The 21,580-nt window shown below is 68.6% G+C and carries 21 protein-coding genes, 1 tRNA gene and 1 riboswitch; of the genes, 9 read left to right on the top strand and 13 right to left on the bottom strand.

Annotation, left to right across the window (positions count from 1 at the left end):
- Window positions 1-9 precede the first annotated feature (9 nt).
- On the bottom strand, window positions 10-585 hold the full coding sequence (gene ruvA, locus ACPYIS_RS05610; RefSeq protein ID WP_299021260.1) for a Holliday junction branch migration protein RuvA: 576 nt from the start codon (window positions 583-585) through the stop codon (window positions 10-12).
- 35 nt (window positions 586-620) lie between these two features.
- Here ruvA and ACPYIS_RS05605 point away from each other — a divergent pair, with 35 nt between their 5' ends.
- Together ACPYIS_RS05605 and ybeY are read left to right on the top strand one after the other, a co-directional pair.
- Window positions 621-1,562: a PhoH family protein gene (locus tag ACPYIS_RS05605; protein WP_424894975.1), complete on the top strand. Its 942-nt coding sequence runs from the start codon at window positions 621-623 to the stop codon at window positions 1,560-1,562.
- Window positions 1,563-1,568: 6 nt separating this feature from the next.
- Entirely contained in the window at window positions 1,569-2,036 is a 468-nt protein-coding gene (gene ybeY / locus ACPYIS_RS05600; protein ID WP_299021264.1) for an rRNA maturation RNase YbeY, read from the top strand.
- A gap of 12 nt (window positions 2,037-2,048) precedes the next feature.
- Here the strand turns inward: ybeY and ACPYIS_RS05595 are convergent, their stop codons facing one another.
- Both ACPYIS_RS05595 and tyrS read right to left on the bottom strand, forming a co-directional pair.
- Window positions 2,049-2,975, bottom strand: a complete 927-nt coding sequence (locus tag ACPYIS_RS05595; protein ID WP_299021265.1) for a cation diffusion facilitator family transporter — start codon at window positions 2,973-2,975, stop codon at window positions 2,049-2,051.
- A 16-nt stretch (window positions 2,976-2,991) separates the two neighbouring features.
- A complete protein-coding gene (gene tyrS, locus ACPYIS_RS05590; protein WP_424894976.1) occupies window positions 2,992-4,248 on the bottom strand; it encodes a tyrosine--tRNA ligase in 1,257 nt (418 codons plus the stop codon).
- 222 nt (window positions 4,249-4,470) lie between these two features.
- Here tyrS and ACPYIS_RS05585 point away from each other — a divergent pair, with 222 nt between their 5' ends.
- On the top strand, window positions 4,471-5,817 hold the full coding sequence (locus ACPYIS_RS05585) for a M23 family metallopeptidase (protein WP_424859806.1): 1,347 nt from the start codon (window positions 4,471-4,473) through the stop codon (window positions 5,815-5,817).
- Between the two features lie 22 nt (window positions 5,818-5,839).
- Window positions 5,840-6,988 carry an anhydro-N-acetylmuramic acid kinase gene (locus ACPYIS_RS05580; RefSeq protein WP_424859807.1) on the top strand — a complete coding sequence of 383 codons (1,149 nt, stop codon included), beginning with the start codon at window positions 5,840-5,842 and terminating at the stop codon, window positions 6,986-6,988.
- 9 nt (window positions 6,989-6,997) lie between these two features.
- Here the strand turns inward: ACPYIS_RS05580 and erpA are convergent, their stop codons facing one another.
- The 3 genes from erpA to rplM all read right to left on the bottom strand — a co-directional run bounded on the left by erpA (window position 6,998) and on the right by rplM (window position 8,395).
- The gene (erpA, locus tag ACPYIS_RS05575) at window positions 6,998-7,375 is read right to left on the bottom strand and encodes an iron-sulfur cluster insertion protein ErpA (protein WP_299023044.1); all 378 of its coding nucleotides are present in this window, start codon (window positions 7,373-7,375) and stop codon (window positions 6,998-7,000) included.
- A 186-nt stretch (window positions 7,376-7,561) separates the two neighbouring features.
- A complete protein-coding gene (gene rpsI, locus ACPYIS_RS05570) occupies window positions 7,562-7,954 on the bottom strand; it encodes a 30S ribosomal protein S9 (RefSeq protein WP_299023045.1) in 393 nt (130 codons plus the stop codon).
- Window positions 7,955-7,963: 9 nt separating this feature from the next.
- Entirely contained in the window at window positions 7,964-8,395 is a 432-nt protein-coding gene (rplM, locus tag ACPYIS_RS05565) for a 50S ribosomal protein L13 (protein WP_299023046.1), read from the bottom strand.
- A gap of 175 nt (window positions 8,396-8,570) precedes the next feature.
- On the opposite strand from rplM, the gene ACPYIS_RS05560 reads away from it, so the two are divergent.
- A complete protein-coding gene (locus ACPYIS_RS05560) occupies window positions 8,571-9,497 on the top strand; it encodes a 23S rRNA (adenine(2030)-N(6))-methyltransferase RlmJ (RefSeq protein ID WP_299023047.1) in 927 nt (308 codons plus the stop codon).
- A gap of 44 nt (window positions 9,498-9,541) precedes the next feature.
- Here the strand turns inward: ACPYIS_RS05560 and ACPYIS_RS05555 are convergent, their stop codons facing one another.
- The 4 genes from ACPYIS_RS05555 to ahcY are packed head-to-tail and all read right to left on the bottom strand — an operon-like array spanning window position 9,542 to window position 13,895.
- On the bottom strand, window positions 9,542-10,813 hold the full coding sequence (locus tag ACPYIS_RS05555) for an O-acetylhomoserine aminocarboxypropyltransferase/cysteine synthase family protein (RefSeq protein ID WP_299023049.1): 1,272 nt from the start codon (window positions 10,811-10,813) through the stop codon (window positions 9,542-9,544).
- A gap of 39 nt (window positions 10,814-10,852) precedes the next feature.
- Window positions 10,853-11,695, bottom strand: coding sequence for a methylenetetrahydrofolate reductase [NAD(P)H] (metF, locus tag ACPYIS_RS05550; RefSeq protein WP_299023051.1), 843 nt, complete (start codon window positions 11,693-11,695; stop codon window positions 10,853-10,855).
- Window positions 11,680-12,447, bottom strand: coding sequence for a TlyA family RNA methyltransferase (locus ACPYIS_RS05545; RefSeq protein WP_424859808.1), 768 nt, complete (start codon window positions 12,445-12,447; stop codon window positions 11,680-11,682). Before ACPYIS_RS05545 ends, metF begins: the two co-directional genes overlap by 16 nt.
- Window positions 12,448-12,458: 11 nt before the next feature.
- The gene (gene ahcY / locus ACPYIS_RS05540) at window positions 12,459-13,895 is read right to left on the bottom strand and encodes an adenosylhomocysteinase (RefSeq protein WP_424894977.1); all 1,437 of its coding nucleotides are present in this window, start codon (window positions 13,893-13,895) and stop codon (window positions 12,459-12,461) included.
- A 60-nt stretch (window positions 13,896-13,955) separates the two neighbouring features.
- A riboswitch (S-adenosyl-L-homocysteine riboswitch) is annotated at window positions 13,956-14,065 on the bottom strand.
- Window positions 14,066-14,224: 159 nt separating this feature from the next.
- Between ahcY and ACPYIS_RS05535 the strand changes: the two genes are divergently transcribed.
- Entirely contained in the window at window positions 14,225-15,169 is a 945-nt protein-coding gene (locus ACPYIS_RS05535) for a polyprenyl synthetase family protein (protein ID WP_424895228.1), read from the top strand.
- A gap of 19 nt (window positions 15,170-15,188) precedes the next feature.
- Window positions 15,189-15,265: transfer RNA gene (locus ACPYIS_RS05530), tRNA-Pro, on the top strand.
- Between the two features lie 78 nt (window positions 15,266-15,343).
- Here the strand turns inward: ACPYIS_RS05530 and ACPYIS_RS05525 are convergent.
- Complete coding sequence (locus ACPYIS_RS05525; RefSeq protein ID WP_424894978.1) at window positions 15,344-16,552, bottom strand: HD-GYP domain-containing protein; 1,209 nt, start codon at window positions 16,550-16,552, stop codon at window positions 15,344-15,346.
- Between the two features lie 114 nt (window positions 16,553-16,666).
- Here ACPYIS_RS05525 and ACPYIS_RS05520 point away from each other — a divergent pair, with 114 nt between their 5' ends.
- Together ACPYIS_RS05520 and ACPYIS_RS05515 are read left to right on the top strand one after the other, a co-directional pair.
- A complete protein-coding gene (locus ACPYIS_RS05520; protein WP_424894979.1) occupies window positions 16,667-17,959 on the top strand; it encodes an HD-GYP domain-containing protein in 1,293 nt (430 codons plus the stop codon).
- Window positions 17,956-20,385, top strand: coding sequence for an EAL domain-containing protein (locus ACPYIS_RS05515; RefSeq protein ID WP_424859812.1), 2,430 nt, complete (start codon window positions 17,956-17,958; stop codon window positions 20,383-20,385). Before ACPYIS_RS05520 ends, ACPYIS_RS05515 begins: the two co-directional genes overlap by 4 nt.
- 8 nt (window positions 20,386-20,393) lie before the next feature.
- Here the strand turns inward: ACPYIS_RS05515 and ACPYIS_RS05510 are convergent, their stop codons facing one another.
- Complete coding sequence (locus tag ACPYIS_RS05510) at window positions 20,394-20,918, bottom strand: TlpA disulfide reductase family protein (RefSeq protein WP_424859813.1); 525 nt, start codon at window positions 20,916-20,918, stop codon at window positions 20,394-20,396.
- On the bottom strand, window positions 20,900-21,535 hold the full coding sequence (locus tag ACPYIS_RS05505; RefSeq protein WP_424859814.1) for a hypothetical protein: 636 nt from the start codon (window positions 21,533-21,535) through the stop codon (window positions 20,900-20,902). The genes ACPYIS_RS05510 and ACPYIS_RS05505 overlap by 19 nt, the downstream gene beginning before the upstream one ends.
- Window positions 21,536-21,580: the final 45 nt, after the last annotated feature.

Below are 21,580 nucleotides of genomic sequence, written 5' to 3'. Positions count from 1 at the left end.
GCGGCTTCCTCACTTGGCCAGCGCCTTGAGCGCCAGCTTGATGCCCTCGCTCACCCCCACGTCGGCAGGCAGCGCCTGCAGCGCCGCCGCCGCCTCGCGCTCGTGGTAGCCCAGCGCCAGCAGCGCCTGCTGGATATCGGCGTGCGCGTCGCTCACCGGGGCCGCCGTGGGCGGTGCCAAATCGGGAGCGAGCTTGCCCTTGAGCTCCAGCAGCAGCCGCTCGGCGGTCTTTTTGCCGATGCCCGGGATCTTGACCAAGCGACCCGCCTCCTGCGCGGCCACCGCCTGCGCGAGTTCCGCCACGCTCAGGCCTGACAGCAGCGCCAGCGCAATGCGCGGACCCACGCCGCTGATCTTGATCAGCGCGCGAAACGCGTCGCGCTCGGCCGCGCTGGCAAAGCCGTACAACAGGTGCGCGTCCTCGCGCACCACCAGGTGCGTCAGCAGCGCCACGCGCTCGCCGGTGGCGGGCAGGCCGTAGAACGTGCTCATGGGCACTTCGACCTCGTAGCCCACGCCGTGGCAGTCGACCACGATCTGCGGCGGGTGTTTGTCCAGCAGGGTGCCGGTGAGTTTGCCTATCATTGGGGCCTCTCGTTCAACACCCTGGGATTATCGGCTTGATCCTGCGCCACGCATTCTCCCCCGCCGACAACACGCGGCTGGCCAACCTGTGTGGGCCGCTGGACCAGCACCTGCGCACGGTCGAGGCCGCCCTGCAGGTGCGCATCGCGCACCGCTTCGAACACTTTCGCGTCGAGGGCCCCAAGGCCGCCGCCACCCAGGCGATGGAGGTGCTGCAAGCCCTGTACGAGCTGGCGCGCGAGCCGATCGCGGCCGAGACGGTGCAACTCATGCTCGCCGGTGATGGGCCGCCGGACGCGCCCGGCACCCCCGGCCCGGTGCTGCAAACGCGCCGGGGCGAGATTCGTGGCCGAACCGCCAACCAGGCGCATTACTTGGCCGCCATCGCGAGCCACGACATCACGTTTGGCATCGGGCCGGCGGGCACCGGCAAGACGTACCTGGCCGTGGCCTGCGCGGTGGATGCGCTGCAGCGCAGCGCGGTGCAACGCCTGGTGCTGACGCGCCCGGCGGTGGAGGCCGGCGAGCGGCTGGGCTTTTTGCCCGGCGACCTGGCGCAAAAAGTCGACCCCTACTTGCGACCGCTGTTCGACGCGCTGTACGACCTGATGGGCTTCGAGGCGGTGCAAAAAGCCTTCGAGCGCCAGCAGATCGAGATCGCGCCGCTGGCGTTCATGCGCGGGCGCACGCTCAACCACGCCTTCGTCATCCTGGACGAGGCGCAAAACACCACGCCTGAGCAAATGAAGATGTTTTTGACGCGCATCGGCTTTGGATCGAAGGCCGTGATCACGGGCGACGTCAGCCAGATCGACCTGCCGCGCTCGCAACTCTCGGGCTTGATCGACGCCGAGCGCGTGCTGCGGCGCGTGCAAGGCATCGCGTTTGCGCGCCTGACCAGCGCCGACGTGGTGCGCCATCCGCTGGTGGCGCGCATCGTCGATGCCTACGAAGCCCGCCCACCCGCGGCGGCTTGACCTGCCATGCCCCTGCCCACGCTCACCCTGTCGTTGCAGTTTGCCCGTTTCGACGACGCAGCCGCGCACCGCGCCGCGCTACCGCGCCATGCGGTCGCGCGCTGGATCCGCCACGCGCTCGAGCGCGATGCCGAGATCGCCGTGCGCATCGTCGATGCCGAGGAAGGCCGCGCGCTCAACCGCGACTACCGGCACAAAGACTACGCGACCAATGTGCTGACCTTCGACTACGCCACCGAACCCGTGGTGCAGGCCGATCTGGTGTTGTGCGCGCCGGTGGTGGCCCGCGAGGCCGCCGAGCAGGGCAAGTCGCTACAGGCCCACTACGCCCACTTGCTGGTGCACGGCACACTGCACGCCCAGGGCTGGGATCACGAGACCAGTGACGCCGACGCTGAGGCGATGGAGGCGCGTGAAATCGCCATCTTGACCCGGCTGGGCTTTGCCAACCCCTACGCCGCGCGTGACCGCTGACGCTGGGCCCGATCATTTGAGGTCGTGCGTGTCGTCGAAGTGCGCCTCCACGTCCGTGGGCAGCAATTGGATGGTGGCGCGCAACCCGGGTACTGCGCTCATGAGCGCCTGCTCGACGCTGGCGCGCAAGGCCGCGGCGCGCCCCAGCGTCCAATGCGCGGGCATGTGCATGTGCAGATCGACGTAGCGGCGCTGGCCGGCCTTGCGCGTGTGCACATGATCGAAGCGGATGATCTCGGCGCCGCCGCGGGTGTGCGCAAAGTCGGCCAACACCGCATCGATGGCGGCGCGCACCTCGGGCTCGACCGCTTCATCCATCAACCCCTGGCTGGAACGCCACAGAAGATGCACGCCCTCGCGGGCGATGTTGATCGCCACCGCGATGGCAATCAGGGGATCGAGCCACCACCAGCCGGTGGCCACCACCAGCCCCAAGCCCACCACCACGCCGGCCGAGGTCCACACGTCGGTAAACAGGTGGCGCGCATCGGCCTCCAGCGCCAACGACCGGTGCACGCGGCTGGCGCGCAGCATCACCCACGCCAGCGCCCCGTTGAGCGCGGCACTGAACACCGACAGCACCAACCCCCAATCGAGCCGCTGCAACGGCTGCGGCGACCACAGGCGATCGAGCGCCGCCCAGACGATACCCAGCGCCGCCACGATGATGAGGATGCCCTCGAAGCCGGAAGAAAAATACTCTGCCTTGTGGTGGCCGTAAGGGTGATCGTCGTCGGCCGGGCGCGCCGCGACCGTCACCATCCACAGGCCAAACAGCGCTGCCGCCAGATTGACGCCCGACTCCATGGCGTCGGACAGCAGACCCACCGAGCCGGTCAGCCACCACGCCAGGGTCTTGAGCGCGATCGTGGCCAGCGCCACCGCGACCGAGACGGCCAGCAAGCGCTTCGGGGTCAGCCGCTGCCACATGCGTGCCATCGCTGCCGGGCCGTTTTCAGGCCAGCGTCACGCGGGCAAACTTGCGCTTGCCCACCTGCACCACGTAGGTGCCCGCCGACAGCTTGAGCCCCTTGTCACTGATCACACTGCCGTCCACGCGCACGCCGCCGCCGTCGATGAGGCGGTTGGCCTCGCTCGTCGAGGGCGCGAGCCCCGCCGACTTCAGCAGCACCCCAATGCCCATCGGCGCGCCGCTGAGCGCGACCTCGGGAATCTCCTGCGGCACCCCGCCCCTGGCGCGCAACTCGAAGTCCTGCTGCGCCGCCTCGGCCGCGGCGGGGCTGTGAAAGCGCGCGGTGATCTCCTTGGCCAGCAATACCTTGACCTCTTTCGGGTTGCGGCCTTGCGCCACCTCGCGCTGCAGCTGCTCGATCTCGGCCAGCGAGCGCCGCGACAGCAGCGTATACCAGCGCCACATCAGCTCATCGCTGATCGACATCACCTTGGCGAACATGGTGTTGGCGTCCTCGGTGATGCCGATGTAGTTGCCCTTGGACTTGGACATTTTGTCCACGCCGTCCAAGCCCTCCAGCAGCGGCATGGTCAGGATGCACTGCGGCTCCTGCCCATACTCTTGTTGCAGGTGCCGGCCCATGAGCAGGTTGAACTTCTGGTCGGTGCCGCCCAGTTCCAGATCGGCGCGCAGCGCCACCGAGTCGTAGCCCTGCATCAGGGGGTAGAGAAACTCGTGAATCGAAATCGGTGTGCCGGCCTTGAAGCGCTTGGTGAAGTCGTCACGCTCCATCATGCGCGCCACCGTGTATTTGGCGGCGAGCTGGATCATGCCGCGCGCGCCCAGCGCGTCGCTCCACTCGCTGTTGTAGCGAATCTCGGTACGCGCGGGATCCAGCACCAGGCTCGCCTGACGGTAGTAGGTCTCGGCGTTGGCCTGGATCTGCTCGGGCGTCAGCGGCGGGCGCGTGCTGTTGCGCCCGGACGGATCACCGATGAGCGAGGTGAAATCCCCGATGAGGAAAATGACCTGATGCCCCAAGTCCTGCAACTGGCGCAGCTTGTTGAGCACCACCGTGTGTCCCAGGTGGATGTCGGGGGCCGTGGGGTCGAGCCCCAGTTTGATGCGCAGCGGCTGTCCCGTCGCTTCGCTGCGACGCAGCTTGCGCACCCAATCGGCCACCGGTAGCAGCTCGTCGCAGCCACGCAGGGTGATGGCCAGCGCCGCGCGCACCGCATCCGAGGCGCCCTGCAAGGCCTCTTCGGTCGCCGCGTCGGTGGATACTGTGGAAATATTCATTGGGGTTTACACAGATGACGGCGGTGGAAGAGCCGGTATACTCCGCCCATTCGCCCGCCGCGGATTGCGATTCGGCGCGGCTCGGTAGCCTCGAGCGCCGGCCGCGGTCCCGATTGTAGACGGCGGATCCATCCCTCCATGCGCGCCCTGCGGGCCTGCCAAGCAGGCTCGAGGTCCGGGTGAGTGTCGTCTCGCGCGGCCCACCCCCTCACTGGATACGGCATGATCGAACGATTGCAAGAACGGCTGCAACTCTGGCAGCGCCGGCTGCAGCGGCATCCGCGGCGTGTCGTGGCAGCCCTGGGTGTTCTGCTCTTGGGCACGGGCATCACCGCCTTCGGTACCGACCCGCTGGACGCCGCCCTCGACCGGCTGCCACAGCGCGAGCTCGTCGAGGCGGTGCCCGTCGCCTTCACCCCCGCAGACACCGAGACCCCGACCGCCCCTTTCATCCTCTACCGCACCGACACCACGCGCCGCGACGACACGCTGGCCACGTTGCTGCAGCGGCTGGGCGTCAGCGACGCCCAAGCCGCGGAGTTTTTGCGCCGCCACCCTGACGCGGCCCCGCTGTGGCGCGGACGGCCCGGCAAGTTGGTCAGCGCCGAGGTCGACGATGATGGGCGGCTGCTGCGCCTGACCGCGCGCTGGCTGCCGCGCGACGACAGTCCCACCTTCCAGCGCCTGACGGTACAGCGCGACGGCGGCGTGTGGCGCGCACGCCTGGAGTCCGCACCGCTCGTCGCCTCCGTCCACCTGGCCAGCGGTACCATCCGCACCTCGCTGTTTGCCGCCACCGACGCGGCCCGCCTGCCCGACAGCGTCGCCTCGCAGCTGGCCGATCTGTTCGGCGGCGAGATCGATTTCCGGCGCGACCTGCGCGCGGGCGACACCTTCCACGTCGTCTACGAAGCGCTGTCCGCCGACGGCGAGGTGCTGCGCTACGGCCGCCTGCTGGGCGCCGAGTTTGTCAACGCGGGTCGGCGCCACCAACTCGTGTGGTTCCAGCCGCCGGGTGGTGCCAAGGGGGGCTACTACAACTTCCAGGGCGAGAGCCTGCAGCGCGCCTTCCTTGCCTCGCCGCTGGCTTTTTCGCGCGTCAGCAGCGGCTACGGCATGCGCTTTCACCCCGTCTATGGCGATCGGCGTGCACACTTGGGCGTGGACTACGCCGCGCCCACGGGCACACCGGTGCGCAGCGTGGCCGATGCGGTGGTCGAATTCGCGGGCTGGCAGCGCGGCTACGGCAATGTCGTCATCCTGCAGCACAAGCAGGACCGCAAAACGATCTACGCGCACCTGAGCCGCATCGAGGTGCGCAAGGGCCAACGCGTGGAACAGGGGCAGACCATCGGCGCCGTGGGCGCCACCGGCACCGCCACCGGGCCGCACCTGCACTTCGAATACATCGTCGCTGGCGCGCACCGCGACCCGTTGACGATCGCGCGTGACAACAGTGGCGGCGAACCCCTGGAGGCACGCTGGCGGTCCGCGTTCGAGCGCGTCGCTGCGACCATGCGCGAACAGCTCGCGGCGGCGGCCACGGTGGTGCAGGCCAGCGCGGAATAACCCCCCGATCGCGCAACGGGCCATGCACTGCATCGGGCTGATGTCCGGCACTTCGCTGGACGGCGTCGATGGTGTCTTGGTGGATTTCGGCCCGGAAGGCGACAGTGGCACGGGACGCGTCGTCGCCGACGCCAGTGTGCCCCTGACCGACGCTTTGCGCGCCGCGCTGCTGGCCCTGCAACACCCGGGGCCTGACGAGCTACACCGCGCGGCCCAGGCCGCGGCCCAACTCACCACGGTCTATGCCGACGTCGTCGAGCGGCTGTTGACCGCGGCCGACATGGCGCCGACGCAGGTGGCGGCCATCGGTGCGCACGGGCAAACCGTGCGCCACCTGCCGCCTGGACATCCCGGGCTGGGCGAGGACGAAGCCCCTTATACCCTGCAACTGCTAGCCCCGGCCCGTCTGGCCGAAGCGACCGGCATCGCCGTCGTGGCGGACTTTCGCAGCCGCGACATCGCGGCCGGGGGCCAAGGTGCTCCCCTCGTGCCCGCCTTTCACCGCGCGGCCTTTGGGCGCGCGGGGGAGGGGGTCGCCGTGGTCAACATCGGCGGCATCGCCAATCTAACTGCCCTGCGCGCCGACGGTGGCGTGCTAGGCTGCGACAGCGGGCCGGGCAACGTCTTGCTCGACGGCTGGTGCGAGCGCCATACCGGGGCGCGCTACGACGCTGACGGCGCCTGGGCGCGGCAGGGGCGCGTGCTGCCGGCGCTGCTCGCCGATCTGCTGGCCGACCCCTATTTTTCCCGCACCGGTGTGCGCAGCACCGGACGCGATCACTTCCACCTGGGCTGGCTCGACGCCATCCTGACGCGGCACCCGGGCGTGGCACCCGTGGATGTGCAGGCCACGTTGGTGGCGTTGACGGTCGAAGGCATCGCCCGCGCGCTGGAAACCTTGGATTGGGGAAACGAACCAACCCTGGCCCCGCGGCAGGTGCTCGTCTGTGGGGGCGGCGCGCGCAACCAAGCCATCATGGCCGCGCTGTCGCAGCGCCTGCCCGCGGTCACCATCGACACGACGGCCCGCCTGGGTTGGCCCGTGCAGTGGGTGGAAGCGGCCGCCTTTGCTTGGCTGGCACGCCAGCGCCTGTTGGGCCGCAGCGGCAACCTTTCCGCCGTCACGGGGGCACGGGGCGAGCGCGTGCTGGGCGCGCTCTACGCCCCTTGAGCCGACGCTTCAGCCGACGCTGAAGCTCGAGCCGCAGCCACAGGTGGTGGTGGCGTTGGGGTTGCGGATGACGAACTGCGCCCCCTGCAGATCTTCTTTGTAGTCGATCTCGGCGCCGACCAGGTACTGGTAGCTCATCGCATCGATCAGCAGCGTGACACCATTTTTGGTCATCACCGTGTCGTCTTCGTTGACCACCTCGTCGAAGGTAAAGCCGTACTGGAAGCCCGAGCAACCGCCACCTTGCACGAAGACGCGCAGCTTGAGGTCCGGATTGCCCTCCTCGGCGATCAGGTCGGCAACCTTGGCCGCGGCGGCATCGGTGAACACCAACGGCGCGGGCATCTCGGTTTCAGTGGTGGACGGGGTTTCGGCGACAGCGGACATGGTGGCGTTCCTGATGATGACAAGATACTTGAAGGATAGCAAAGGAGCACGGCAGACCCCAAATCCGTTCCACACAAAAGCCATGACGGGGCCAGTGCCTTGTGGCGCGCGGCGCGGCGCTTCGCCCGCCAACAAAAAACCGCCCCCGACGAAGCGAAGGGCGGTTTTCCTGCAAGACCGTGCAAATCAGCGCTTGCTGAACTGCTTGGCGCGGCGGGCCTTGCGCAGACCCACCTTCTTGCGCTCGACTTCGCGCGCATCGCGGGTGACGTAGCCGGCCGCGCTCAGCGCGGGCTTGAGGCTAGCGTCGTAGTCGATCAGCGCTCGGGTGATGCCGTGGCGCACCGCACCGGCCTGGCCCGACTCACCGCCGCCGTGCACGTTGACCTGGATGTCAAACGTCTCGAGGTGGTTGGTCAGCACCAGCGGCTGCTTGGCGATCATGATCGAGGTTTCGCGACCGAAATAGTCCTGGATGTCGCGTCCGTTGATCGTGATCTTGCCGGAGCCCTTCTTGAGGAACACGCGCGCGACGCTGGACTTGCGACGGCCCGTGCCATTGTTCCATTCACCAATCATGGCCGCTCCTTAGATTTCCAACGCCTTGGGCTGCTGCGCGCTGTGCGGATGCTCGGGGCCGGCGTAGACCTTGAGCTTCTTGATCATGGCGTAGCCCAGCGGCCCCTTGGGCAGCATGCCCTTGACGGCCTTCTCGAGCGCGCGGCCCGGGTGCTTGGCCTGCATGTCGCGGAAGTTGATCGAGCGGATGCCGCCGGGGTAGCCGGTGTGGCGGTAGTAGATCTTGTCGAGGGCCTTGTTGCCCGTGACCTTGATCTTGTCGGCGTTGACGACGATGATGAAGTCGCCCGTGTCGACGTGAGGGGTGTAGATGGCCTTGTGCTTGCCGCGCAGTCGGCGTGCCACTTCGCTGGCGACACGTCCGAGCACCTTGTCGGTGGCGTCAATCACAAACCACTCATGCACCACCTCAGCGGGTTTGGCGCTGAAGGTTTTGGTCATGTCAGTTTCCTGTGGTTTGGGCAGACCCTTTTCCACGGTCGGCGCTGCTCTGCTGGCAGCCTCTTAGGTGGGGTGGAACGTTTCGCCGCGGGGCCCAGCCGTATCGCTGCGAAGCCCAACATTGTATCGCAATCAGCGACTAGGCCGCAAAGCCTACCTCGGCTACCATCGCCGCATGTTCAGTTACCGCCACGCATTTCATGCCGGCAATCATGCCGACGTTCTCAAGCACATCGCCCTGCTGGCCGCCCTGCGCCACTTGCAGGGCAAGGAAGGGGGGCTGCTGCTGGTAGACACGCACGCCGGGGCGGGGCAGTACCGGCTGGACCACGAGCACGCGCGCACCTCCGGCGAGGCGGCGCAGGGTATCGCCGCGGTGTGGGACGCGGCCATGGCGGCGCACGCCCGCGGCGACGCGTTGCCACCCGCCGTACAAGACTATTGGCAACAGATACAGGCCGCCAATCCCCACGGGTTGCTGCAGCACTACCCAGGCTCACCCGCCCTGATGCAGGCACTGTTGCGCCCGCAGGACCGGCTGCAGCTGTTCGAGTGGCACCCCACCGACGGGCGGCTGCTGGATCGGACCGTGCAGCAGTGGCGCGCGCGCGAGCCGCACCCCGCCATCGAGCTACGGCGCGACAACGGCTTCGAGGGTCTGCGGCGACTGCTGCCGCCGCCGTCGCGCCGGGCGCTGGTGCTGATCGACCCCAGCTACGAGCTCAAGTCGGACTACGGGCACGTGTTCGCCACCGCGGCCGAGGCACTGCGCCGCTTCGCCCAAGGGTGCTATCTGGTGTGGTATCCCGTGATAGGACGGCCCGAGGCGCACGCGCTGCCGCGCCGGCTGCGCGCCTTGGCGCAGCGCGCCCAGCGACCGTGGTTGCAAGCCGAGCTCAACATCGGCGCCCAGCCCGATGCGCAGGCCAAGGCGCAGGCTGCGCGTGGCCGGCCCGTGGGGGGTCTGCGCGCCAGCGGCGTTTTCGTCATCAACCCGCCGTACACGTTGGCCCCGCAGCTGCGCGAGGCGCTGCCTTGGGTACTTTCTGCGCTGCGGCAGGGGCGCGGCGCGGCCTGGACGGTCGAGGCGGCCGAGGGTTGACGCGGGGCGTGCCGGACTGCCCAGGCGCACGCGCCGCGCCACGGTCAAGCCGCGGCCAGCGCCTGCGCCAGATCGGCGCGCAGGTCGTCGATGTGCTCGATGCCCACGCACAGGCGCACGGTGTCCTCGGTCACGCCCGCTTGGGCCAGCTCTTCTGGCGAAAGCTGGCGGTGCGTGGTGGACGCCGGGTGCGTGGCCAGCGAGCGCACGTCGCCGATATTGACCAAGCGAGTGAACAGCTGCAGCGCATCCAAGAAACGCTCGCCTGCGGTGCGCCCACCCTCGATGCCGAACGTGAGCAACCCCGAGGCACGCCCGCCCAAATAACGCTGCGCCAGCGCGTGGTACGGGTCGTCGGGCAAGCCGGCGTAGCGCACCCAGCGCACCTTGGGGTGTTGTTTCAGGTATTGCGCCACTGCCAGCGTGTTGTCGCAGATGCGGTCCATGCGTAGCGGCAGCGTCTCGATGCCCTGCAGGATCAAAAATGCGTTGAACGGCGAGATGGCCGCACCCATGTTGCGCAGCGGCACCACACGCGCGCGCCCGATGTAGGCCGCCGGTCCCAGCGCCTCGGTGTAGACGACACCGTGGTAGCTGACATCGGGTTCATTCAGGCGCCGAAAGCGCGCCCGGTGCTCGGCCCACGGGAATTTGCCCGAATCGACGATGGCGCCGCCCACGCTGTTGCCGTGGCCGCCCAGGTATTTGGTCAGCGAGTGCACCACGATGTCGGCACCGTGCTCGAACGGGCGGCACAGGTAGGGGCTGGGCACGGTGTTGTCGACGATGAGGGGCACCCCGTGGCGGTGCGCGATGGCCGCCAGCGCCGCGATGTCGGTGACGTTGCCGCGCGGGTTGCCCATCGATTCGCAGTAAAGCGCTTTGGTGCGCGCATCGATCAACGACTCGAACGTCTCGGGCCGGTCGCTGTCCGCAAACCGCACCTCGATGCCGACCTGCGGCAGGGTGTGCGCAAATAGGTTGTACGTGCCGCCATAGAGCGCACTGGCCGAGACGATGTTGTCGCCCGCCTCGGTGATGGTTTGGATGGCGTAGGTGATCGCTGCCTGGCCCGAGGCCAGCGCCAGCGCGCCGATACCCCCCTCCAGCGCGGCCAGGCGCTCCTCCAGCACCGCCTGCGTCGGGTTCATGATGCGGGTGTAGATGTTGCCCGGCACCTTCAAGTCGAACAGATCGGCGCCGTGCTGCGCGCTGTCGAACGCGTAGGCCACGGTCTGGTAGATGGGCGGGACGACCGCTTTCGTGGTCGGGTCGGGGCGGTAGCCGGCATGCACGGCCTGGGTTTCGAAACGCATGGGGTCTCCTTGCTGTCGTGGCGGGTTAGGGTAAGGGGGTCAGTGCGCGGCGGGCAACAAGCCCAACCGCTGCAGAATGGTGAGCGTCGCGTCCGCCTGGTTCATGGTATAGAAGTGCAGCCCCGGCACGCCCGCGGTGCGCAACTGGTCGCACAAGTCGGTGACGACATCCAGCCCGAAGGCGCGGATGGACGCCGTGTCGTCGCCATACCCCTGCAGGCGCAGCCGGATCCAGCGCGGAACTTCGGCGCCGCAGGCGTCGGAGAAGCGCAGCAGCTGCGACGCATTGGTGATGGGCATGATACCGGGCACGATGGGAATGTCTACCCCCAGCGCGTAGGCGTCGTCGACGAAGCGGAAGTAGGCGTCGGTGTTGAAAAAATATTGCGTGATGGCCGAGTCGGCCCCCGCACGCACCTTGGTGGCGAAGGCCTGCAGATCCGCCTGGGGCGAGCGCGCCTGCGGATGCATCTCGGGGTAGGCCGCCACCTCGATGTGGAAGGCAGACCCAAACTCGGCGCGGATGAAGGCCACCAGATCGCTGGCGTAGCTAAATTCGCCGCCCAGGCCGTAGCCGCTGGGCAGGTCGCCGCGCAACGCCACCAGGCGGCGCACGCCCATGGCCTGCAGCTGCGCGAGCTGCTCGCGCACCCGCGCGCGCGTCGCCCCGACACACGAAAAGTGCGCCGCTGCCGGTACCCCTTCGGCCAGGATGTCGGCCACCGTGGCGATGGTGCCCTCTTGCGTGGAGCCGCCCGCACCATAGGTGACGGAACAAAACTCGGGGCGCGCCGCATACAGCTGCTGGCGCACCGCACGCAGCTTTTGCGCCCCTTCGGGCGTCTTGGGTGGAAAAAACTCGAAACTCAACGGCAAAGCCATACCAAAAACTCCCGGTTGCCATCGCCGCCCTCGATGGGGCTATCAAAGTAGTCGCGCAACTGCAGACCCAGCGCCTGCGCCGCTTGCGCGATGCGTGCCTGCACCCGCGCGTAGGCGGACGGATCCTTCACCAAGCCACCCTTGCCGATATCGGCGGGCTGCAGCTCGAACTGCGGCTTGACCAACATCAGCATCTGCCCGTGCGCGGCCAGCAGCGGCACCAATGCCGGCCACACCAGGGTCTGCGAGATGAAGGACAGGTCGCCGACGATCAAGTCGAACGGCGGGGCGGCCGCTGGACCCGCGGCATCCCGCAGTGCCTCGGCGGTGAGGTCGCGCGCGTTGCAGCGCTCCAGCACCCGCACCCGCGGGTCGGCACGCAGGCGGGGGTGCAACTGGCCGTGCCCCACGTCGACCCCCACCACGGCCGCGGCGCCGTGCTGCAGCAGGCAGTCGGTAAAGCCGCCCGTGCTCTGGCCGACGTCCAAGCAGCGCCAGCCGCGCACGTCCAGCCGGGTGCGCGCCAGCGCCGCCTCGAGCTTGAGCCCACCGCGCGAGACGTAGCGCAGCTCCGCGTCGTCCAGCAGCGCCAGCTCGGCCTGCGCAGGCAGCTCGTCACCCCCTTTGCGCACCGGCTGCCAGGGCGCGCCCACGTGCGCGCGCCAGCGCACGGCCCCGCGCGCGATCAGGCGCTGCGCCGCCGAGCGTGACGGCGCCAGCGCCTGCTGCACCAGCTGTTGGTCGGCGCGCACGGCGGGACGGATCAATAGCGGTAGCTGTCGGGCTTGTACGGCCCCTCCTTGGGCACGCCGATGTAGGCGGCCTGCTCATCGGTCAGTTCGGTGAGGCGGGCGCCGAGTTTTTTCAGCTGCAGTCGCGCCACCTTCTCGTCCAGGTGCTTGGGTAGCACGTAGACCTTGCCCACTTCGTAATAGTCGCGGTGGGTGAAGAGCTCGATCTGCGCGATGGTCTGGTTGGCAAACGAGCTGCTCATCACGTAGCTGGGGTGGCCGGTGGCGCAACCCAGGTTGACCAAGCGCCCCTTTGCCAGCAGGATGATGCGCTTGCCGTCTTCGAAGATGACGTGATCGACCTGGGGCTTGATCTCCTCCCAGCGGCAGCGTGCCTCGAGCGAGGCGACGTCGATCTCGTTGTCGAAGTGCCCGATGTTGCACACGATGGCCTGGTCCTTCATGCGCCCCATGTGCTCGTAGGTGATGACGTGCTTGTTGCCGGTGGCGGTGACGAAGATATCGGCCTTGTCGCACGCCTCGTCCATGGTGACGACCTTGTAGCCCTCCATGGCGGCTTGCAGCGCACAGATGGGATCGATCTCGGTCACCCACACCTGGGCCGAGAGCGCGCGCAGCGCCTGCGCCGAGCCCTTGCCCACGTCACCATAGCCGCACACGACGGCGATCTTGCCGGCGATCATCACGTCGGTGGCGCGCTTGATGCCGTCCACCAACGATTCCCGGCAGCCGTAGAGGTTGTCGAACTTGCTCTTGGTGACCGAGTCGTTGACGTTGATGGCGCGAAACATCAGCTCACCGCGCGCAGCCATCTGCTGCAGGCGCTTGACGCCGGTGGTGGTCTCCTCGGTCACGCCGATGATCTGCGCGCTCTTGCGGCTGTACCAGGTGGGATCTTGCGCCAGGCGCTGGCGGATGGCGGCAAACAGCACGCGCTCTTCGTCGCTGGTCGGACGGTCGAGGACGGACGGGTCTTTTTCCGCACGCTTGCCCAGGTGCATCAGCAGCGTGGCGTCGCCGCCGTCGTCCAGGATCATGTTCGGGCCCTCATCCGGCGCACCCGCGGGCCCGAACTCGAAGATGCGGTGCGTGTAGTCCCAGTACTGCTCCAAGGTCTCGCCTTTGAAGGCGAACACCGGCGTACCTGCGGCGGCAATGGCCGCGGCCGCGTGGTCCTGCGTGGAAAAGATGTTGCACGAGGCCCAGCGCACCTGCGCCCCCAGCACCTGCAGCGTCTCGATCAGCACGGCAGTCTGGATGGTCATGTGCAGGCTGCCCGCGATGCGCGCGCCTTTGAGCGGATGGCTGGGGGCGTATTCCTCGCGGATCGCCATCAGGCCGGGCATTTCGGTTTCCGCGATGCGGATTTCCTTGCGGCCCCAATCGGCCAGGCCGATGTCGGCGATCACACAATCGGTGGGGAGGGTCTGTTTCAGCGGTGCGTTCATGGGATGACTCCTTCGATGGTCATCCACCGCCGTGGCGCACACGGTTGCTCACGCCACGTCGGTGGGTGAGCGTCGTTGTGCCAGAGAGCCGCCATCCCAGCACGGGCGCGGCCGCGTCCCCCGAGCCTCGCGCTGGCGGTGGGGCCAACGCTGCAACGCTCCTCGAAGAACGACCCCATTATAGGCGGTCGGGGCCGGCCGTGTGGCCTTCCTATAATTGCCGGGTTGATCGGCGCCCGGCCGCCCCGGGTACCCGGACGTCACGCCCCATCTTGAACGCCACCCCGCCCTCCTCCCCCGCGCACGCGCTGTCCCTGGTCGCCGCCGACATGCAGGCGGTGGATGCCGTCATCCAGCAGCGCCTGGGCAGCGAGGTACCGTTGGTGGGTCAGGTGGCGCACTACATCATCGGTGCCGGGGGCAAGCGGGTGCGGCCCGCGCTGCTGTTGCTGCTGTGCGGCGCGCTGGGCTGCCACGACCCGCGCCGCCACACGCTGGCGGCGGTCGTCGAGTTCATCCACACCGCCACGCTGCTGCACGACGACGTGGTGGACGAGTCCACCCTGCGCCGCGGACGCGATACCGCCAACCAAGTGTTCGGCAACGCGGCCAGCGTGCTGGTGGGCGACTTTTTGTACTCGCGCGCCTTTCAGATGATGGTGGATTGCGGCGACATGCGCATCATGCGCGTGCTGGCCGATGCCACCAACGTGATCGCCGAAGGAGAGGTGCTGCAGCTGATGAACATGCACGACGCGCACCTGGACGAGGCGGCGTACCTGCGCGTCATCCGCGCCAAGACAGCAAAGCTGTTCGAAGCGAGCGCACGCCTGGCCGCGATATTGGCGGGCGCCGATGCCGAGACGGAGGAACGTTGCGCCACCGTCGGCGAAGCGCTGGGGGCGGCGTTCCAGATCGTCGATGACGTGCTGGACTACGAGGGCGACGCCGCCGAGTTGGGCAAAAACCTGGGCGACGACCTGCGCGAAGGCAAGGTGACGTTGCCCCTCATTTGCACGCTGCGCCGCTGCACCCCGGACGAAGCGACCCTGATCCGCCAGGCAATCGAAGCCGGCGACGCGGAGCGGCTCGACGACATTTTGGCCATCGTGCGGCGCAGCGGCGGCCTGGACGAGGCGCGCGCCCATGCCGCCGCCGAGGCGCAGCGGGCCATCGACGCGGCCGCGGCGCTGCCTGCGGGCAGCGCCGCGCAGGAATTGCACCGGCAAGCTCTGCTACAATTAGCGGCTCAGCTATTGCAGCGCCGCTCTTGAGGGCAGCGCTGGAGCACATCGGGGTGTAGCTTAGCCTGGTAGAGCGCTACGTTCGGGACGTAGAGGCCGGAGGTTCGAATCCTCTCACCCCGACCAGGAATCGCCCGCGCGCATCGCGATCTCCCGCGGGGTAGCCGAGCTGCCCAGAGCACCTCGACAAAGACGCTCCCTTCCTCAAATCCTCACCAACAACCGCGACGGCTGAATTCGGATTTTGACCGCATCGGCTTCGACCGCCCGCCGCACGGCATAGGCCGGGTCGGCGGTATCGCGCAGCGGCGGCTCGCCGCGCGGCAAGCCGTCGCGCGTGGTCAGGGCAAACACCAGTGGCACGTTGGCGCGCCGCCCGCGGCGCGCCACGACGGCGATCTCGCCGCTGGCCAGCTCGACATACGTGCCGGGCAGGTACAGGCCCAGCGCCTTGACGAACGCCGACCCGAGCGGCGTGGGCATGCCGCTGGCATCCAGGTAGACGTCGCGCACGGCACGCGGGGCCGGCAGCCCGGCACGGCTCAGACGCGGGCTGATGCGCGCGACGAACACATCGGCCATGCGCAGCAGTTGGGCGTCGTCGCTGATGACGACCCGGCCCAGCGGGTACCCTGCGCCACCCAGCTGCTCGTGGTGGTCGCGCACCAGCTCCAGCCAGGCCTCGTCGCGCACGCCCACGGCGCGCAGCAGCGCCTCGCCACGCACCGGATGGTCGAAGACGACGCGCCGCTGATCGCGCGTCAGCGGGGTGTCCTGCCGCGCCAGATCGTCGTGCAGCCGCGCCATGCCGACGTTCATGGTCATGGCGGCGCGCTGCAGCGCCTGCAGACGCGGCGCCGCCCAGCCCAACGTCTGCCCCACCAGCCGCACCACCAGACCACACAGCAAGGCATGGCTGGCACTGTAGCCCTGGCGGCGGTCCATCAACATCTGCACCAGCACGAACAGGCTGTCGTCGATGCGCAAGCGCGTCAGCGCCAGCACGCGCTGTTCGATGCGCAAGAAGCGGTCGCCAAAGTCATGGACCTCCTGCCCCTGGTGCAGCAGCAGGGTGAGCTGCTCGTGCACGTCGGCCCAGTGCTCCTCGATCGGCCGCTGCTCGGGATCGGGCGCGGGCGCCTCCGCCACGCCCATGGGCCGCGCGACGGCCGCGATGTCCTCCAGCGGCTGCTCGCCACGCAGCGCGCGGTCGATGGCCGCGGTATAGCGGTAGGTCCAGTCGCGAAACTCGTCACTTTTGACCTGTGCGTTGTGCAGGCGTAACCATTCGCGATGGCGCTCATCGCGAACCGGCTGCCCCTTGCGCAGCAGCAGCTGGCCGTGGCCATCCCAGACGTCGACCGGCAGCGGCTCGCCCAGGGTGATGTCATCGATCGGCAATGGAACGTACATAGAGTGGCATCCAACCCATACTGTAGTACGACCGACAGTGCCGCAAGCCGCAAAAAGCGCTCGAATCGGGGTTTCGTTGCGATAATCCCGTCATGTTGACCCGAGGACCCCAGGATGCCTGACGCGTCGCTACCCCTGATCCCCGTAGCGGATCTGCGGGTCGGGCACTACGTCCTGCTCGACCTCGGCTGGATGGAGCATCCGTTTCCGCGCAACCAGTTTCGGCTGACGTCGCAGCGGCAGATCGAGACCATCCAGGCGCTGGGCCTGACCCGGGTGCGCATCGACCCCGCGCGCAGCGACCTGGAGGCACTGGAAGCGCCCGCGCTGCCCGGCGCGGATCGGCGCCCCGCGGATACCCCAGCGGCCGAGGCCTCCACCCCTCGTACGCCCTCCGACCCGCGCGCCCAGGCGCTGGCCGAGCAACGCCGGTCGCTGCAGCGCTGCGAGCGCCAATACCACGAAGGGGCGCGGCGCTATCGGGCGCTGCAAGAGGCGGTGGAGCGCGATCCACGGGCCGCTGCGGCCGAGGCGCACACGCTGGTCGGGTCGTTGCTGGCCGACATCGACGGCCAGGGCGAGTCGGCCATCCGTCTGCTGGGCGATGTGCAGGGTGACCGCGGCGCGCAGCACGCGATGAACGTAACGGTGCTGGCGCTGCTGCTCGGCCGCGCGATGGGGCTGAGCGCCGACGAACAGACGGCGCTGGGCCTGGCAGCGTTCGTGCACGACATCGGCAAGGTGCGCCTGCCCGACTTGGTGCGCTACAAAGACGATGCCTTCACCGCGACGCAGCTCAAGGTGTACCAGGAGCACGTCGAGCACGGCGTGACGCTGGCGCAGGCGATGGCCTTGGCGCCTGCCGTGGTGCAGGCGATCGCGCAGCACCACGAGGCGGCCGACGGCAGCGGCTTTCCCCGGGGATGCAGCGGTGCGGAGATGTCCCCTGCGGCCCACGTTCTGGCGCTCATCAACCGCTACGACGGGATGTGCAACCCCCTCAACCCGGCGCGGGCCCTGACGCCGCACGAGGCACTGTCACGGCTGTTTGCCATGCACAAGTCGCGCTTCGATGCCAAGACCTTGAGCGCCTTCATCCGCATGGTCGGCGTTTATCCGCCAGGCTCGATCGTGCAACTCAGCGACGGGCGCTTTGCGCAAGTGCAGGCGGTCAACGCGGCTCGCCCGCTCAAGCCGCGCGTGCTGGTGCACGATCCACGCACGCCACGCAGCGAAGCGCTGCTGCTCGACCTGCAAGACACGCCAGACCTATCCATCCAACGCAGTCTGCGCCCTGATCAGCTGCCGCGCGCCGCGCTCGACTATTTGGAGCCGCGACCCCGGTACTGCTATTTTTTCGAGCGCGCGCTTCGACCCGAGGGCGAGGCCCGGGAGGCCGCGGCATGAGTTATGTGCACTGGGCACCGATCATCGAGGGGCTGCTGGAGGCGGTATGGGTGATCGACCCGCGCACGCTGCGCGTGCTGACGGTCAACGCGTCGGCCGCGCGGCTGCTGGGCGTGCCGCGCGAGACGCTGCTGGGCAGCCCGGTGCAGGACTGGATCGCCGACCCGCAGGACCATGTGTACTGGCAGGAGTGGCAGGCCGGCATCGTGCAGACGCTAGAGTCCGAAGCCACGGTGCGCCGGGCCGACGGCTCGCTGGTGCGCGTGCAGCGGCGCATCACCCCCGTGACGCCCGACGGCGGCGAGACGGTGGTGCTGGTGGCGATGCAGGACTGCCGTGAATGGCAGCAAACCTGTCAGCAGCTCGAAGCATTGCTGACCGAGCTGCGCGCGGCGCTGGAGTCCACCTCGGACGGCATTCTGGTGTGCGACCTGCAAGGCCACATCCGCGCGTTCAACCGCCCGTTTGCCGCACTGTGGGGGCTGCCGGACGAGCTGCTCACACACCAGGACGACGCCGCGATCTGGGCCCATCTGGCCAGCAGCGTGTCCGATCCGACGGGTTTTCAGAGCCGGCTCGGCGAGCTGCAACGCGCCCCGCTGCTCGAGGCGCACGATGTCATCGTGCTGCGCAACGGCCGCATCCTCGAGCGGGCCTCACGCCCGCAACTGGCGCGCGGCCGCCCGATCGGGCGCGTCTACACCCACCGCGACGTGACCGAACGCGCCGCCACCGACGCCAAACTGCGCTTGGCGGCCAAGCTGTTCGAAGCCAGCCTCGACCCGATCGTCCTGACCGACCCGCGGCACCGCATCGTCGCCTGCAATCCCGCCGCCCTGCGGCTGGCGGGGCTGGATGCGGCAGACCCACAGGGCGATTCGGTGGAGGCCCTGCTATACGCCCCTGGGCGGCCGGACTGGCTGCAGGAGGTAGACACCGCGCTGCAAGCCAAGGGCTATTGGGAAGGCGAGCTTTGGCTGCGCCGGCGTGAGGCACCCGGCGTGGCGTTGCTGGCGTCGTGGGTGCTGCTGCGCGACGGCCAAGGCCAGCCCTTGCACACGGTGTTGTTTGCCAAGGATTTGTCGGAAAAACTCGAGGCCCAACGCCGCATCGAACAACTGGCCTACACCGACCCGCTGACGGGCCTGCCCAACCGCCTGATGTTGGGTGAGCGCGTCGGGCACGCCGTGCGGCTGGCACAGCGCCATGGCCGCGGCTTTGCGCTGCTGTTCCTCGATTTGGACCGCTTCAAGAGCATCAACGACTCGCTCGGGCACCTGTTTGGTGACCGCGTGTTGGTCGAGGTGGCCGCGCGCCTGCAGCGCTGTCTGCGCCAGACCGACACGCTGGCGCGCCTGGGTGGCGACGAGTTCGTCATCCACCTGCACGACGCCGACCGCCGTGCCGCGGAGATCACCGCACGACGCATCATCGAGGCGATCGAGCAGCCGGTCTCGATCGAGGAAATGCAGTTCACACTCTCGTGCAGCATCGGCATCGCGATGTATCCCGACGATGGCGCGACCCTGGATGAGCTGATCCAGCACGCCGACACCGCGATGTACCAGGTCAAGGAGCGCGGCAAAGGGCACTATCGCTTCTACCAAGCCGACATGAATGCCGACCTGCTCGCACGCATCCAGATGGACCACGCGATGCGGCAGGGCCTGGAACGCGGCGAGTTTATGCTGCACTACCAGCCCCGGGTGGAGCTGCGCACCGGCCGGGCCACGGGCTGCGAGGCCCTGCTGCGCTGGCAGCGCCCGGGCGAGGGGTTGGTGATGCCGGGCACCTTCATCGCCGTCGCCGAGGAAACGGGGCTGATCGCCTTGCTGGGGCAATGGGTGCTGGACAGCGCCATCGCGCAGGCCGCCCAATGGGCGGCACAAGGCCGCCCACTGCAAGTGGCCGTCAACGTGTCGGCGTTGCAGTTTCAGCAGGCCGACTTCGTACAGGACGTGGCCGATGCGCTGCAGCGGCACGGCTTGCCACCGCAGTGGCTGGAGTTGGAACTGACCGAGTCGATCCTGATCCGTGACACCGACGAGGCGCTGGCCAAGCTGCAGGCGCTCGCCGACCTGGGGGTGACCCTGGCACTGGACGACTTCGGCACCGGTTTCTCCAGCTTGGTGTATTTGCGACGCTTTCCGCTGCACCGGCTCAAGATCGACCGCAGCTTCATCACAGCGGTGCCAGAAAACCCGACCGATGCGGCGATCGTGGCCGCCATCGTGCAAATGGGTCATGCCCTGTCGATGGAAACCGTGGCCGAGGGCGTGGAGCGGCCCGAGCAGGTGCAGGCGCTGCTCGATTTGGATTGCGACCACTGCCAAGGCTTTTTGTACGCGCGCCCGATGCCCGCCGACGCGCTGCAGGACTGGCTGCAGCAGCGATCCGCCGAGCCGTCACGCCCGGCAGCGGCGTGACCCGGCGCTCATCGAATCGCGTCGGCCCAGGCCTGCAAATCCGACAGCTTGACCTGCCCCAGCTTGCGCTGCACCACCCGGCCGCTGCGATCGAGCACCACGGTAAACGGCAGCGCCCCTGTGGTGTTGCCCAACGACCGCGCGAGTTCCGTGCCACCCAAGCCCGCCAGCCCGATGGGGAACGACAACGGCTGGCGCTGCAGAAACTGGCGCACCGCACTCGGCTGATCGATCGCCAGCGCCAGCACCTGCCAGCCCTGGGCCTGCCGCTCGCGGTAGAAGCGCTCCAGTAACGGCAGTTCCTCGACACACGGCGGGCACCAGGTGCCCCAGAAATTGACCAGCAGCGCCCGGCCGCGAAAGGCCTGCGCTTGGATCTCGCCGCCGTCGGGCGCGTCCCAGCGCAGCGCCCAAAACGCCTGCTCGGCCCCGGCGGCGGGATCGGTCGGCGCCAGCCGCCACCACGACAGCGCGCCGCCAGCGGCCGCCGCCGCGGCCGCCACGGCAGCGATCGTCACGGTCCGTCGTTGCATGTCTCGCATCCTTTCGCCGCGTCGGATTCGGCCGCCGCGAGCAAGTTTCGCAGTTCGGCACGCGTGCCGCGCGGTACCCGCCCCAGCGCGTCGGGCAGGCGCGCGCCGCGCTGGGCCTGCGCATCGTTGACCCACAGGTGCAGGCCGACCGCCTCGCCCAGTCCATCGCAGCGCACGGTCAGGCTCAGCACACTCGTCTCCTTGCCTTGCAAACCCGGCGCGCAGCGCGCGTCGTAATCCAGCCCCGCGTTGATGAGTGCGATTTCCACCGCCTTCGGGTCGTCGCTGAAGAGCTGCAGGTGAATGTCAGACAGGCGCGTTGCCGTGCCGTGCCAGACGGCACCCCCCAGCAAGGGCTCGAACGCCGCCAGCCGCTCCATCCAGGCGAGCGCCGTCTCGCGCAAGGCACGCAACTCGGCGGGCTGCGTGTCGGCGTGAAAGATCGCCAAGTGCTCGCGCACCGCGGCATCGATCATGGCAGGCCCGGGCGGCGGCGTACGGGCGGGCAGGCGCAACCGGGTCAGCGCGCGCTGCAGCGCCCGGCGCGCCTCCAGCCCCTCGTCCACCATCAAGGCGGCAGCGACCGCCGCCCATTCCCGCTGCACGTCGTCATCCATGCCCGCATTGTCCGCCATCGGCGCGAGACCCCAGGCGCGGCCGCG

It is taken from the genome of Tepidimonas sp. HKU78, from assembly GCF_049860815.1.
In the GTDB taxonomy this organism is placed as follows: domain Bacteria; phylum Pseudomonadota; class Gammaproteobacteria; order Burkholderiales; family Burkholderiaceae_C; genus Tepidimonas.
Note: the sequence above shows the minus strand (reverse complement) of the source record. Positions and strands in the feature narration are given on the sequence as shown.